We start from the raw sequence: 14,354 nt of genomic DNA on the forward strand, positions 1-14,354 counted from the left end.
CCGACCCCGGGGCGAGCGCCATCGAACTGCTCATGCTCTCCCCGGGCGGACCGGGGACCCCGCCCTATTGGGTGACCGCCGGCTTCATCGTCGCGGCGCTGTGCTCCCTGCTGTTGCTCCGCAATCGGATGATCGTGGCGGCCGGCTGGTCCTTGGCCCTATTCGGGCTGCTGGTCGCCATCTTGACCAGCAGAATCGTGATCGAACCCTACTTCGCCGGCCCACCCGCCCAGGTCTGGCCGGGGGTGGCGTTGGCCTTCGCCGCCACCGCCGTACTGCTCACGGCGGCGACGGCGGGCCGAGCGTTCGGGAACATGATCAAAGGAGGGGCCGCGCCGAAGGCGTCCGTCGAGGGTGGTGGCGGGCGACGGATGGGCGGAAGGCTGAAGCGCTACTTCGCGCTGAGTGTGGCGGCCCTGGCCCTGGCCACCCCGCTGTCCGCGGCCGGTCTGTGGATGTGGGAGGGCGTTGACGGCCCGCTGACCGCTGACGCGACCCCGGTGGTTCCCGGGGCCTTGGAGAGCGTCAGTTCCGACGGCACCCGGCCGCGCACCCTCATCGTCACTCCCGATGACGCCACGGGCGGTGTCGATTACGTGGTGGTGCGCGGGCGCGAACCACGCCTGGGAGAGGAGCGGGTCCTGCCCGATCCGACCACCCGGGCCGCCATGGACCGGGCCGTGGCCGAACTCGCCGCAGGGCAGGGCGGGAACCGGCTCCTCACCCTGATCGACCACGGCATCCAGTACGTGCTCTATCCGCGTCCGGAACTGGGCGGGCCCGCGGACGCCACCATGGTCGACACCCTCGACGGCACCCCCGGACTGGGGCGGCAGTCGCTCTCGGACCACTACGGGCTCTGGCGGATCGCCGAATCCACCGGTGCGCTCCGTGTGGTGGAGGAGGACGGAACGACGGCCGAGGCGCTCGTCGTGGAGGGCTCCGGCGATTCGCTCACCGCTCAGATCGAGGAAGGGCGCACCGGACGTCGTCTGGCCTTGGCCGAGCCCACCGACGGTGGTTGGCGGGCCACCCTGAACGGTACCGAACTCACCTCGGTGACCACCGAGAACGGCACGCAGGCCTGGACCCTGCCGGTGCACGGTGGTGAACTCCAGGTTCGGTACACGGACCTGGTGCACACCTCCTGGACCGCGGCCCAGGGCGTCCTCTTGTTGATCGTGGTGGTCCTGGCGGCTCCGGGTGTGCGTACCGAAGAGGAGCGCAGGCTCATCGAGGCCACCCCGATGCCCCGCCCCCGCCGGCCTCGTAGGGGACCGTTGGCACCGAGGAAGGGTGGAGCCCGACGGGGAGGCCGATCGCGTGATGGGAGTGAACGGAACCTAGGTCCCCCCGAGGAGGAGATCGAGTCACCGGGCGATGCCGAAGGCCGTGCCGCGGACGACGAACGGACGAGGGACACCGACGACGCACCGGAGGCCGGACCGACCACCACGGGGTCCATCCCGGTGGTGGGCGGCAGACGTCGAGGTAGACGAGGGACCAGGCGAGCCGGTACCCGTAGAGCCGGTGGGCGACGCCGAGCCGGGGGATCACGTGGCTCTCGGGCCCAGGAGAACGGCGGCGACGAGGAGCGGGAGGGTTAGGCCGTGCGACTGATCGTGGAGAATCGCTTCGCGCTCTTCGGGCTGGTCGCTGTGGCCTTGCTCGCGCTGTTCGGGGTGGCCTTCGTCCTGCGTCCGGTCAGTCCGGAACTGGGCGTGAGTGAACCGGGCACCGTCCGCCCCGATTCGGCGGCACGGGTCTGCCCGGTCCCCCACGAATCCGCCGATGACGGCGCCCAGAGTTCGGTGGCGGCCTTCGCCCCCCGGATCAGTCGTGACGACGAGGGCGAGTTGTGGGCCGTCCCCCTGACCGAGGCCCCCGAGGAGGACCAAGGGCAGCGGACCGAGGAGGACGGCCGGGAACAGGTGGACGAGCGCGGTGAGGTCCTCGGCGAGGAACTGACCGAGCCCGGACGGGTCTGGCGCACCGATACCGGCGACGTCACGCTGCCCACCGCCCTGTACGCCGAGGGAACCCTGGCGTCCGGTCTGGACGTGGCCCAGACCACGGTCTCCGACGACGGCGTCACCGAGGTCCGTTGCGTCGAACCGAGTATCGGCACCTGGTTCGCCCTGCCCGGAGCGAGTGGGACCGACGAGGTCGAACTCGCGACCCTCACCGTGCACCTGAGTAACCCCGAGGAGTTCCGAGCCACCGCCAGTGTCGATATCTACACCGCTGAGGGGCCCTCGTACTCACCCGACAGTCGTGGTATCCACTTGGGGCCGGGGGAATCGACCACCCTCGACGTCACCGAACTCATCCAGAACACCAGTGCCATCGGTGTCCACGTGCGCACCAGCACCGGCCGTGTCGCCTCGTCCTTGCTGGCCGAGCACGTCGGCGGACACACCGACTGGGTCGGCCCGACCAGAGCGCCCGACGTCGAACACGTCATTCCGGGCCTGCCCGGTGGGGACGGTGTTCGACGGCTGATCGTGGCCGCCCCTGGAGACGAGCCCGTCGAGGTACGTGCCTACGCCATCCCCACCGAACGTCCCGATGAGGACCAAGGCGGTGACCGGGCCGAAGAGGAGACCGGCGGCACCGGTACCCCGGACGACCCGATGACCCTGAACGTTCCACCCGCCGCCTCCGCTTGGCTGACCATGGAGAGTGCCCTGGGCGGGCTACCGGGCACGGTCGTGGTGGAGTCCGACGCCCCGGTCATCGCCGGGATGATCGTGGAGGAGACCGCGGGGGAGGGCGATGAGGTGGCCGTCGTCGAGACCGCCTACAGCGCGGCGGTGGACCCCCTCATCGGCCCGCTGGACGCCACCGCGGTCGTTCCGGACATGCCCGAGGGAATCGACGTGGAATTGATCCTGGGCGCACCTGAGGGTGACGCCAAGGTCGTGGCCACCCCCATCGCGACGGACGGCAGCATGGGCGACGCGGTTCGCGCGGAGGTCGCAGCCGGGACCACGCACGTGTTCGGTACCGACTCCGATGGTTGGGGAGCGCCGGCCGGGACCGATCCCGAGGATGGATACGCGGTGCGTCTGGAGCTGTTGGAGGGGTCCGGTCCGGTGTACGTCGCCCGGATCATGCGATCGGATTCGGGGATCAGCGTCATGCCGGTGGCGCCCGCGCCTACGCGGGTCGAGCTACCACTGGTGCGGGACAGCATGGCCGGCGTTGTGCCCTAGGTCTGTTCTTGGCGCATTCCGGGCTCGCGGCCACCACGCCACCTCTCGCGGCGTCGATGTCGCTCGGAGGGTCGAGCCCCGGGCCGACCTTCGCTTCTCGTCTGGCCAGAGATCGCGTGGACGGCCGCTCGCATCGGTCGGCGCAAGCGTCGAGCCGAGCGAGAGCAGCCAAAAAACAGTCCCTAGCGCGGCTTCGGCTCAACTTTCGGGATCGACCGACTCCGGCTCCACCCCGAGGAGGTTGGCGACCTCCTCGACCACGACCTCGTGAACCAGGAGAGCCATCTCGTCGGGGTCCTTGGTACGGATCTCCACCGGGCGTCGGTAGACGACGATCCTGGCCCGGCCCGTGCGGTCGCCCTCCAAGCGGGAAAAGGGGATCGCCTCCAATGGCTCGCCACGGAGCGGGACCGGGGGAACGTCCTCCACGAGGAAGTCCACGTTCGCCAGCTCACGTGCCCACAGTCGCTCCAAGCGTTCGACGGCGTCCAGGACAAGGTCGTCGAAGGCCTGTGCTCGGCTGCGGAACACCGGCAGGTCGGAGGGTACGAGAGGACCGCGGATGCCCCGGCCACGGCGGTCCCGACGTCGTACTCGGTCTGGTTGGCCACTGGAAAGGCGCACTCGTCGCACACTTCGAGCCTAAGCCATCACGAGCCACTCGCGTAGCCCCCCTTCGAATCGAGGCCTGAGGTGGCCGGGGCAAAGAAGCCGCACCCAAAAGTGTGCAGCTCATGGGACGATGCTGGCGTGTCCCTCGGTAAAGGCATACAGTCGAACGCTGTGAGCCATGTTCGACGCTGTTCCCGTACCGCGTGCAGACAGCCCGCCGTATTCACGCTCACGTACGTCTACGCCGACTCCACGGCCGTTCTCGGGCCGCTCGCCGCCTACGTGGAACCGCACTGTTACGACCTGTGCGCCATGCACGCCGAGCGGTTGACCGCGCCGCGTGGTTGGGAGGTGGTTCGGCTTCCGGTCGAGACGTCGGGTGGTGGTCCCGGCAACGACGACCTGGAAGCCTTGGCCGACGCCGTACGTGAGGCGGCGCGGCCGCCGGCACGCTCCGAGCCGTACCCTGGTGAACCCGTGGGGGAGGGCCAGGAGACGCTGCGCCGTGGCCACCTACGGGTCGTCAAGTCCGATCGCTCCGAACAACGCGGCCCGCACCACCCCCACACCTGAAGCCCGGGGTTGCTAGCTTTGTAGCGCGCCCAGGTCCGTCTCGGGCGCTGGACCGAACTCGTGGCAGAACTCGACCTGGCCGGAGCAGACGTGGCTGACCTCGGAAACATCTTCAAGGCATACGACGTGCGTGGTGTGATTCCGGACACTTTCAACGCCGACATCGCCAGGGCGGTCGGTGCCGCCTTCGCCCGTGTGGTCGGCGGTCCCGCGGCCGTGGTCGCCCACGACATGCGACCCTCTTCCCCCGAACTCGCTCAGGCCTTCGCCGACGGGGTGACTTCGCAGGGCGTAGACGTGGTGTTCGCCGGACTCGGCTCCACCGACATGCTCTACTACGGCTCCGGTGCCCTCGACCTGCCCGGTGCCATGTTCACCGCCAGCCACAACCCGGCCGAGTACAACGGGATCAAGATGTGCCGGTCCGGGGCGGCACCGATCAGTGTGGAGACCGGGCTGGCCGAGATCCGCGGGCTCGCCGAGGAGGGCGTCCCCGGCTACGAGGGCCCCAAGGGCACCATCACGGAGAAGGATCTGCTCTCCGGTTACGCCGACTACCTGCGTGACCTGGTCGACCTGTCCGGGTCCCGGCCGCTCAAGGTCGTGGTGGACGCGGGAAACGGTATGGGGGGTCACACCGTCCCGGCCGTGCTCGAACAGGGACTGCCTCTGGAGATCGTGCCGCTGTACTTCGAACTCGACGGGACCTTCCCCAACCATCCGGCCAACCCCTTGGACCCCGACAACCTGGTCGACCTCCAGGCCAAGGTGCGCGAGACCGGAGCCGATATCGGTCTGGCCTTCGACGGTGACGCCGACCGCTGCTTCGTCATCGACGAACGTGGCGAACCCGTTCCGCCGTCCGCGATCACCGCGTTGGTCGCGGTCCAGGAGTTGAAGCGCGAACCGGGCTCCACCATCATCCACAACCTCATCACCTCCGCCGCGGTTCCCGAGATCGTCGCCGAGCATGGTGGCAACCCCGTTCGAACCCGGGTCGGGCACTCCTACATCAAGGCGACCATGGCCGAGAGCGGTGCCATCTTCGGCGGTGAGCACTCCGCTCACTACTACTTCCGGGACTTCTGGCGAGCCGACACCGGTATGCTCGCGGCGATGCACGTCCTTCGTGTCCTGGGTGCGGACGAACGTCCGCTCTCACTGATCACGGAGGAGTACTCCCGCTACGCGGCCTCGGGTGAGATCAACTCCAAGGTCGTCGACGCTCCCGGGCGCATGGCGGCGGTGCGCGCGGCGTTCGCCGAGCGGGAAGGTGTCACCGTCGACGAACTCGACGGTCTCAGCGTCACCCTGCCGGGCGGGGCGTGGTTCAACCTGCGCGCCTCCAACACCGAACCGCTCCTGCGGCTCAACGTGGAGGCCGCCGACGACACCGAGGTGGCGCGCCTGCGCGACGAGGTCTTGGACATCGTCCGAAACTGACCCGGGGCCGCGCCCTACCCGGCCTTCCATGAGGCCGGCAACACGAGGAACGAGAATCATGAGCACGAAGATCGACGGTTGGTTGCTGGAGATCCTGGCTTGCCCGCAGAGCCAGGCCCCGCTGCGCCACGACGCCGAGACGGACGAACTGGTCTGTGACGAGAGCGGCCTGGCCTACCCGATCCGGGACGGTATTCCGGTCCTACTCGTCGACGAGGCGCGTAAGGTCTCCTGATCGCGAAACCGAAAAGGTTCGGGTCGAGACGGAACGTTCCGCCGCTTGTGACAGTCAAAGGGGGCGCCGGCCACACGTGATATAACCGGCGTTTCCTACCCGTACCCTGGTGCTGCGCGCCTCTCCCAAGACGACCTCCCTGGAGGACACCGATGCCCGGTCCCGAATCGCTACAGCCGAGCGACCCCTCATCGTTCGGTGAGTACAGCGTGACCGGACGTTTGGGAAAGGGTGGGCAGGGCGTCGTCTACCTCGCCGAGGACGCCGGTGGCGAACAGTACGCGATCAAGGTTCTCAACGATCAATGGTCGCGGGACACCGACCTGCGCAAGCGGTTCGAGAAGGAGGTCCGAGCCGCCCAGCGTGTCGCCTCCTTCTGCACCGCGGCGATCATCGACGCTCGGCTCGACGGTGAGCCACCCTACGTGGTCAGTGAGTTCGTTCCCGGTAAGGACCTCCAAGAGACCGTGGCCAAGGGGCGGACCGTGCGCGGCGCCGCGCTCCAACGTCTGGCCGTCTCCACCGCTACCGCGCTCGTGGCCATCCACAAGGCGGGCATCGTCCACCGTGACTTCAAGCCCGGGAACGTGCTGTTGGGCCCGGACGGGCCACGGGTCATCGACTTCGGTATCGCCCGGGTCGACGACGGCACCGCCACCATGACCAACTCGATCGTCGGTACGCCCTCCTACATGGCACCCGAACAGATCGAGGGGCGTGGGATCACCGACAAGTGCGATGTCTTCGCGTGGGGCTGCGTGATCGCGTTCGCCTCCACCGGACGTGCCCCCTTCGGCTCGGACACCGTGCCGGCGGTGGTCCACCGGGTGGTCAGTTCCCCGCCGGACCTGGAGAACATCGACGAGGCGCTGCGTCCCATCGTCGAGAAGTGTCTGGACAAGGATCCCGACAAGCGCCCCAACGCCCAGCAGCTCTTGATGGGACTGCTCGGTCATGGACCCGACGAGGCCGACGGCACCGACGCGTTCGAAGAGGGGGAGCAGGTCGCCCAGACCGGACTCCTCAACGGTGCCCGGCTCCCCCCGGTTCAGCCGCAACCGGCGCCTCAGCACCCGTCGACCGGTGCCCAGCCCGGCATGGGTCACCCGCCGGTCGTCTCCGATCCGCGGCTGGGACAGCATCCTGGGACCTCCAACCCCCGCCCCGGCGTGCCCGGCCCGCCCATGGTCTCGGACCCCCGGCACGGCGGCTACGCCATGCAGCCGGGTACGTCCAACCCTCGTCCCGCTGTGCCCGGACAACCGCAGATTCCGCAACCCGGCGCGAATCCGATGATGACGGGTGGACTTCATCCCAACCAGACGTTCAGCGGTGGTCGGTATCCCCCACCGGCCCAGAAGGACTCGGTGCTCCAGCAGGGTTGGGTGATCCCGCTCGTGCTGATCACCATCATCATCTTGCTGTTGCTCCTGGTCCTTCTCTCGATCAGCGGCTGACCGAACCCCGAGTGCTCGGACGGTACCCGAAGGGTCGGTACTCGCTCAGAACCCGCTGATCAAGGGTGTCGGTGCTCATGCGTTGGATCGAGCGGCGGGTGGTGGGGGCGAGAGCGCCCGGGGCACCCGGGTGGGGCGTGCTCACTCCTGCTCGAATCTTCGCGTTCCCCATCTCCGTCCCTGAGGTCCCAGGCCCATCCCACCCGACGTCCACCCGAGCCACCATCCCTTCCCTTCGGGCCCCGGCCCTCCGGCTCCGTGTCCGCGGAGCCTCAGACCCGGGTGAGTTCGTTCATCGAACGGGACAGGGCCTCGTCCACCAGCTCTCGGACCTGGGGCCAGCGGTCGTCGACGCAGTCGCTGGGCATCACCGTGACACTGTCGCTGCCCGACATCCTCAACGTCTCCCGTACGCCCGCCGGGGTGGTCAGACGCGCCTCCGCGGTCACCGCCAGCACACCCGAGGGCGGACTCCCCACGTCCTGTATCACCACGTACAGGCTCAGGGACGCCTCGCCCACCACCAGGTCCAGGCGGATCCACCAGTGGGACGTACCCGGGGTGAGCAGGAAACGAGGTGGGATCGCTGCCTGGTCACGGCTCCCGTCCCCCGAGGTGACGGTGGCCTCGGCGTGGGGGTCCAAGGCACGCAGGATCAGTGCCACCGAGGTACTTCGGGAGCGCACGTAGTCCAGCACGCGTCGGCGGGTGACCGCGGCCAACGGTGGCGCGGGGCGCTCCGTCGCGGGGGCCGTCTCGAAACTCCGGCCGAGCTCTCCTCGCAAGGCCTCGGTGACCAGGCGCGCGAAGTGGGAGACCAGTTCCGCGAAGTGTTCCTCGGGACCTGGTCCAAAGGGTGGCTCAGGCGGTGGCGTGTGCGGGTCCGGTGACAGCGGGGGGTGGTCGGCTCGCTGAAGTACCTGGGAGGCCAACACCCAGGGAAGGAACCAGGGCGGTCCCTCCTCGGGCGTTTCGCGGCACCCGCCGCCGAGTTCGTCCAGGATCCGGGCGCACTCGGTGTAGGTGTGGGCCGCGCGCACCACCGGGTGTACGGGCAGGTTCATCACCTCGAGCAGTGCCCGAGCGTGCTCGGACCGCAGAGGGGTTCGAGGGCGCCTCGATTCGGGGGAGAGTTCGGCGGTGCGCTCCGCGAGTTCGAGGAGGTGGTCCTCGGTCAGTGGGGGGCCGATCTCGGTGGGCTCGGCCGACCACAGCTCCGCGAGTTCAGAACCACCACCCCACGTCCGGATCCGGTCGTGCGTGAGCGCGCGTCGTGCGGCCGACCGTGCCCACCGGGCCTGAGCTTGGCGCTGTTCGGCCCATATCACCCGCAGGCGGTCGACGTCGGTGAGTTCTGTGCGCACGGGGTCGGGAAGGGAGGCTCCGACGGGGGCACCGAGTTGGCTGTCCACGTGTGTTGACGTAGCCCGTGCGCGGTTGGTCAAAACATGCCGGACGACCGGCCGGGGTGTCCGGAGACGGCCGTGGTCTCGGGGCAACCGGAAGGCCGCGAGCGCGTCAGGGAAGTGGTGGAGGTGAGGTCCGGGTGGCCGGTCGTCGAACCTGGAGCAGACGCATCGCCTTCTCCTTCTCGAAGTCCAGGGCCCGAGTGGGGGCGGCGGTCAACCGCCCCAGGCGTTCGCCATGGGCACGCACCCGGGCGAGCACGTCGGGTTCGGCCAGGACTCGCAGGGCGAAGGAGAGCGCGGCGGGTGGGATGTCGAACTCACGTTCCAGCTCCAGCCCCTGCTCGATGGTGCGCAGGTCCTCCTCTGTGAAGCGCCGGTGCCGGTGGCCACGCCCGGTCGGTAGGTCCTGGGTGCGAGGGAGGAGGCCGAGTCCTTCGCGGTAGCGGAGCATCCGTGCCGTGCCGCCAACGCGTTCGGCCGCCGCCGAGATCGGTACCGGGGCGGTCGTGGGAGTCGTCGTGGTGTCGTCGGCGGCCATGCACGCGACTGTAACCCAAGGTGGATGTTGGACAGGGCGATTCTGACGCGGAATTGTCAACTTTGTGCCCAGCGCGGGAGTGCGGACCTAGAATCGTGGGCGCCACCATGACTTGACGAGTGAGGAACCCAATGGCTTTCGACTTCAAGGTCGCCGATCTCTCCCTGGCCGAGTTCGGCCGTAACGAGATCCGCCTCGCCGAGCACGAGATGCCCGGCCTCATGGCCACCCGCGCCGAATTCGGTGACAGCAAGCCCCTCCAGGGCGCCCGGATCATGGGATCGCTGCACATGACCGTGCAGACCGCCGTCCTCATCGAGACCCTCGTCGCCCTGGGCGCCGAGGTCCGCTGGGTCAGCTGCAACATCTTCTCCACCCAGGACCACGCGGCCGCCGCCGTGGTCGTGGGCCCCGACGGCACCGTCGACGACCCCAAGGGCGTCCCGGTCTTCGCCTGGAAGGGCGAGACGCTGGAGGAGTACTGGTGGTGCACCGAGCAGGCGCTGACCTGGCCGGGCGCAGAGGGACCCAACATGATCCTGGACGACGGCGGCGACGCCACCATGCTCGTGCACAAGGGCGCCGAGTACGAGAAGGCCGGCGTGGTCCCGGACCCCTCCACCGCCGACAGCGAGGAGTTCGCGGTCGTCCTCAAGCTCTTGGGTGAGAGCTTGAAGAAGGACGCCGGCAAGTGGACCAAGATCGCCAAGGAGGTCCAGGGCGTCACCGAGGAGACCACCACCGGTGTGCTCCGCCTGTACGAGATGCAGCGTGAGGGCAGCCTGTCCTTCCCGGCGATCAACGTCAACGACTCGGTCACCAAGAGCAAGTTCGACAACAAGTACGGCATCCGCCACTCGCTGCCGGACGGCATCATGCGCGCCACCGACGTCCTGATCGGCGGCAAGGTCGCCGTGGTCTGTGGTTACGGCGATGTCGGCAAGGGCTCGGCCGAAGCGCTGCGCGGCCAGGGCGCCCGCGTCATCGTCACCGAGATCGACCCGATCAACGCCCTCCAGGCGGCCATGGACGGTTTCCAGGTCACGACCCTGGAGGACGTGCTGGACGTCGGTGACATCTTCATCACCACCACCGGCAACTTCAACGTGATCATGGCCGACCAGATCGCGCGCATGAAGCACCAGGCGATCGTCGGCAACGTCGGCCACTTCGACAACGAGATCGACATGGCCGGTCTGGCGAAGATCCCCGGCATCACCAAGAAGGAGATCAAGCCGCAGGTCCACGAGTGGGTCTTCGAGGACGGCAAGTCCGTCCTGGTGCTCTCCGAGGGCCGCCTGCTCAACCTGGGCAACGCCACCGGGCACCCCAGCTTCGTGATGTCCAACAGCTTCACCAACCAGGTCATCGCGCAGATCGAGCTGTTCACCAAGCGGGACCAGTACCCGATCGGTGTGTACACGCTGCCCAAGCTCCTCGACGAGAAGGTCGCCCGTCTCCACCTGGACGCGCTCGGGGTCAAGCTGACCGAGCTCACCAAGGAGCAGGCCGCCTACATCGGGGTGGACGTGGCCGGGCCGTACAAGCCGGACCACTACCGCTACTGATGACACCTCCTTCGCACGAGGTGGCGGACCTCGGCCTGTCACGGGCCGGGGTCCGCCGCGTGGACTGGGCCGAACGCTCCATGCCGGTGCTGCGCAGTGTCCGTGAGCGCTTCGCGGTCGAGCGCCCCCTCCAAGGGCTGCGTGTGGCCGCCTGCCTGCACGTGACCGGGGAGACCGCGAACCTGCTGCGTGTCCTACGCGCCGGTGGTGCCCAGGTCTGGCTGGCCGCTTCCAACCCGTTGTCCACCCAGGACGACACCGCGGCCGCCTTGGTCACCGAGTACGGGGTGGCCGTACACGCCTGGGCCGGGATGGACACCGCCGCCTACGACCGCAACCTGGTCACCGTCCTGGAGTCCCGTCCACATCTGCTCCTGGACGACGGTTGCGACCTGGTCAACACCATCCACTCCGAGCGTCCCGACCTGCTCGAAGGCGTGCTGGGTGGCTGTGAGCAGACCACCACCGGAGTGATCCGGTTGCGTCGGATGAGTGTGGAGGGGGAGCTTCGGCTTCCGATGGTGGCGGTCAACGACACGCGTACCAAGCGCATGTTCGACAACCGTTACGGCACCGGTCAGTCCACCGTGGACGGGGTGCTGCGCGCGACCAACACCCTCTTGGCCGGGCGGACCGTGGTGGTGGCCGGGTACGGCTACTGCGGTCGGGGCTTGGCCGAACGTTTCCGTGGCATGGGCTCGAACGTGGTCGTCACCGAGGTGGATCCGGTCAAGGCCTTGGACGCCGTCATGCAGGGCTATACCGTGGTCCCCATGGAGGTGGCCGCGCCCATGGGCGACGTATTCGTCACCGCCACGGGCAACCGTGACGTGATCCGGGGCGAACACCTGGCGGTGATGCGGGACGGCGCCATCCTGGCCAACTCCGGTCACTTCGACCTGGAGATCGACCTGAACGCCCTTGAGTCACTATCGGTGGGGGTCGATCGTGGGGTCCGCGAGCAGGCCGACGAATACGTGTTCGCCGACGGTCGCAGGCTCCTGTTGCTCTCGGAGGGGCGCCTGGTCAACCTCGGCGCGGCCGAGGGCCACCCCGCGGCGGTGATGGACATGTCCTTCGCGGTGCAGGCCCTGACCACCGCCTGGTTGGCCCGCGCCCACGAGGTACTCGAACCCGGTGTGGTCGAGGTTCCCCTCGAGATCGACAACGAGGTGGCCCGTCTGGAGTTGGCCGCTCTGGGGGTGGGCATCGACGCCCTCAGCCCCGAACAAGAGGCCTACCTCAACTCCTGGCGTCCCTGACCACCGGACCAGGGGTCCGTGAAACCCCCGGGCCCCTGCGGGTAGGGCCGCTGATAGGGCTGTTGGGAGTAGGACTGCTGCCACTGGGGTCGCCCCTGTCCCGGGCCCGCCTGTCCCATCGCCTCCAGGCTGCGGCGGGGCCGTTCNCGGCCAAGACCGCGGCGAGGAAGACCGGGGGCGTGGTCCCGGGCGGCGGGGGTGGGCTGACCTGCGCGGCGACCGCATTGGCCAAGTCCGAACCCAACTCGTGCCGGGTGTGCTCGGCCAGTTCCCCGTAACGCATCACGTACTGGCGCGCGGCGTTCGCGGTCTCGGAGGTCAGACGCGACAGTTCCGCCTGGGCCGCCCAACCGGCCAATTGCGGCGGCATCGGAATGCTCTGGTCCCGGCGGCCACCGGTGCGCTCCTCCACCACCATGGTCCCGGCCACGAAGTCACCGACACGGCGCCCGTCCCGGTTGATCATCGAGGTGAGCAGTGCCACCAGTCCGGAGGTCATCCAGATCTCCACGACCGCCGAGAGCGCGCGGGCCAAGGCTTGGCGGAATCGTTCCGGTGAGCCGTCGGTGCCCACCACCCGCAGCCCCAAGGCCATCTTGCCGAGGGAGCGGCCACGCGAAATGGATTCGAACGCGGTCGGGTAGCCCACCAGGATGAGGATCGAGGCCCCCAGGGAAATCGCCGCGGTCGCAGCGGGATCCACCGTGGAACCGATCCACAGCACCACCACGCCCAAGGCGATCAGCGCGATGACCTGAACGATGACGTCGATCGCCAGGGCCGCGGTGCGCGTGGCGAAACCGGCGGGGCGCAACTCCAGCACGACCGCGTCCCCGGTGACCAGCGGCGTCGCGCCGTACACGTCATCACGGGCTTGGCCAGCGCCGGGGTAGGACACCTGATACACGCTCCCTCGACGGGTGTTCTGCAGTCGTTCCATCGACACTACCCGGCGTGGGATGGCGGTGTTCTCGCCGGGTACGGCGGTCGGGTCACGATCCGGGTAGGGTCCGATACGTGGATATCGACGTGTTCGCCGCGGCGCACGCCCAAGAGTGGGACCGACTGGACGATCTGGTGCGCAGGCGCCGATCGCTCACAGGCGAGGAGATCGACGAACTCGTCGAGCTCTATCAACGGGTCTCCACCCATCTGTCGGTGATGCGCACCTTTGGGCAGGACCCCGCGCTGTCCGGGCGGTTGTCGTCGTTGGTGGCGCGTGCCCGGTCGGCGGTGACGGGTACGCACTCCTCCGGCTGGGCCGATGTCGGCGGGTTCTTCACCCGAGTGTTCCCGGCGGTGCTCTACCGGCTGCGCTGGTGGTGGTTGGCGGTCACCGCGGGCACCCTGGCCGTCGCCACGGTCACGGGGTGGTGGATCGCGAGCAACCCCGACGTGCTGGCCGCGCTCGGCACCCCCGATTCCATCGCCCGCTACGTCGAGTACGAGTTCGCCAACTACTACACCGAGAACCCCGCCGGGTCGTTCGCGGCCCAGGTGTGGACCAACAACGCCTGGGTGGCGGCGCAGGCGATCATCTTCGGGGTGGCGTTCGGGTTGCCGACCCTATGGGTGCTGCTGTCGAACGCCGTCAACATCGGCGCCGCCGGCGGAATGATGTTCGCGATGGGCCGGGGGGACGTGTTCTTCGCGCTGATCCTCCCGCACGGTCTGCTGGAACTCACCGCGGTGTTCGTCGCCGGGGGCGTGGGGCTCAAACTCGGTTGGACGCTGATCTCGCCGGGTGATCGGACCCGGTTGCGAGCTTTGGGGGAGGAGGCCCGTGCGGCCATCGCCGTGGTGTTGGGCCTGGTGGTGGTGTTGTTCATCTCCGGCCTGATCGAGGGCCTGGTGACCGGCTGGGTCACCAACACCTGGATCGCCATCGGTATCGGCGTGGTCGCGGAGGTGCTGTTCTTCCTGTACGTGTTCACCGTGGGCAAGCGTGCCTACGAGGCGGGCGAGACCGGTGACATCGAGGACGCTCCGGCGGCGGTCCCGGTGGCGGGTTAGAAGAAGCGCGCTCGTGACAGGATCGAGGC

11 protein-coding genes and 2 pseudogenes are annotated in these 14,354 nt (G+C 68.6%); 9 read left to right on the forward strand and 4 right to left on the reverse strand.

Going from position 1 to position 14,354, the window contains the following annotated elements; translation table 11 throughout:
• Both D472_RS25330 and D472_RS0111410 read left to right on the forward strand, forming a co-directional pair.
• Positions 1-1,607: pseudogene (locus tag D472_RS25330) on the forward strand (glycosyltransferase family 2 protein); the annotation flags it as partial.
• A gap of 3 nt (positions 1,608-1,610) precedes the next feature.
• Positions 1,611-3,215, forward strand: coding sequence for a DUF5719 family protein (locus D472_RS0111410; RefSeq protein WP_017604615.1), 1,605 nt, complete (start codon positions 1,611-1,613; stop codon positions 3,213-3,215).
• A gap of 198 nt (positions 3,216-3,413) precedes the next feature.
• Here D472_RS0111410 and D472_RS0111415 read toward each other — a convergent pair whose 3' ends face one another.
• Complete coding sequence (locus tag D472_RS0111415) at positions 3,414-3,839, reverse strand: metallopeptidase family protein (protein ID WP_017604616.1); 426 nt, start codon at positions 3,837-3,839, stop codon at positions 3,414-3,416.
• A gap of 159 nt (positions 3,840-3,998) precedes the next feature.
• Between D472_RS0111415 and D472_RS0111420 the strand changes: the two genes are divergently transcribed.
• The 4 genes from D472_RS0111420 to D472_RS0111435 all read left to right on the forward strand — a co-directional run bounded on the left by D472_RS0111420 (position 3,999) and on the right by D472_RS0111435 (position 7,535).
• Complete coding sequence (locus tag D472_RS0111420; protein ID WP_017604617.1) at positions 3,999-4,400, forward strand: DUF3499 domain-containing protein; 402 nt, start codon at positions 3,999-4,001, stop codon at positions 4,398-4,400.
• Positions 4,401-4,490: 90 nt separating this feature from the next.
• Positions 4,491-5,843 (forward strand): phosphomannomutase/phosphoglucomutase, encoded by a 1,353-nt coding sequence (locus D472_RS0111425; protein ID WP_026117595.1) that lies wholly within the window; start codon positions 4,491-4,493, stop codon positions 5,841-5,843.
• A gap of 58 nt (positions 5,844-5,901) precedes the next feature.
• Positions 5,902-6,078, forward strand: a complete 177-nt coding sequence (locus tag D472_RS27585) for a Trm112 family protein (protein WP_017604619.1) — start codon at positions 5,902-5,904, stop codon at positions 6,076-6,078.
• Positions 6,079-6,230: 152 nt separating this feature from the next.
• On the forward strand, positions 6,231-7,535 hold the full coding sequence (locus D472_RS0111435) for a serine/threonine-protein kinase (RefSeq protein WP_026117596.1): 1,305 nt from the start codon (positions 6,231-6,233) through the stop codon (positions 7,533-7,535).
• A 272-nt stretch (positions 7,536-7,807) separates the two neighbouring features.
• Here D472_RS0111435 and D472_RS0111440 read toward each other — a convergent pair whose 3' ends face one another.
• Together D472_RS0111440 and D472_RS0111445 are read right to left on the reverse strand one after the other, a co-directional pair.
• Positions 7,808-8,947, reverse strand: coding sequence for a hypothetical protein (locus D472_RS0111440; protein ID WP_017604620.1), 1,140 nt, complete (start codon positions 8,945-8,947; stop codon positions 7,808-7,810).
• A gap of 106 nt (positions 8,948-9,053) precedes the next feature.
• Positions 9,054-9,482: a MerR family transcriptional regulator gene (locus D472_RS0111445; RefSeq protein ID WP_017604621.1), complete on the reverse strand. Its 429-nt coding sequence runs from the start codon at positions 9,480-9,482 to the stop codon at positions 9,054-9,056.
• Between the two features lie 131 nt (positions 9,483-9,613).
• Here D472_RS0111445 and ahcY (D472_RS0111450) point away from each other — a divergent pair, with 131 nt between their 5' ends.
• Both ahcY (D472_RS0111450) and ahcY (D472_RS0111455) read left to right on the forward strand, forming a co-directional pair.
• Entirely contained in the window at positions 9,614-11,050 is a 1,437-nt protein-coding gene (gene ahcY / locus D472_RS0111450) for an adenosylhomocysteinase (protein WP_017604622.1), read from the forward strand.
• Complete coding sequence (ahcY, locus tag D472_RS0111455; RefSeq protein WP_017604623.1) at positions 11,050-12,312, forward strand: adenosylhomocysteinase; 1,263 nt, start codon at positions 11,050-11,052, stop codon at positions 12,310-12,312. Before ahcY (D472_RS0111450) ends, ahcY (D472_RS0111455) begins: the two co-directional genes overlap by 1 nt.
• Here ahcY (D472_RS0111455) and D472_RS25335 read toward each other — a convergent pair.
• Positions 12,288-13,252, reverse strand: a pseudogene (locus D472_RS25335) (RDD family protein). The gene ahcY (D472_RS0111455) and the pseudogene D472_RS25335 sit on opposite strands and share 25 nt — an antisense overlap.
• A 77-nt stretch (positions 13,253-13,329) precedes the next feature.
• On the opposite strand from D472_RS25335, the gene D472_RS0111465 reads away from it, so the two are divergent.
• On the forward strand, positions 13,330-14,325 hold the full coding sequence (locus D472_RS0111465) for a stage II sporulation protein M (protein WP_017604624.1): 996 nt from the start codon (positions 13,330-13,332) through the stop codon (positions 14,323-14,325).
• Positions 14,326-14,354 lie beyond the last annotated feature (29 nt).

The sequence above is a fragment of the Nocardiopsis alkaliphila YIM 80379 genome (assembly GCF_000341005.1).
GTDB classification, from domain to species: domain Bacteria; phylum Actinomycetota; class Actinomycetes; order Streptosporangiales; family Streptosporangiaceae; genus Nocardiopsis; species Nocardiopsis alkaliphila.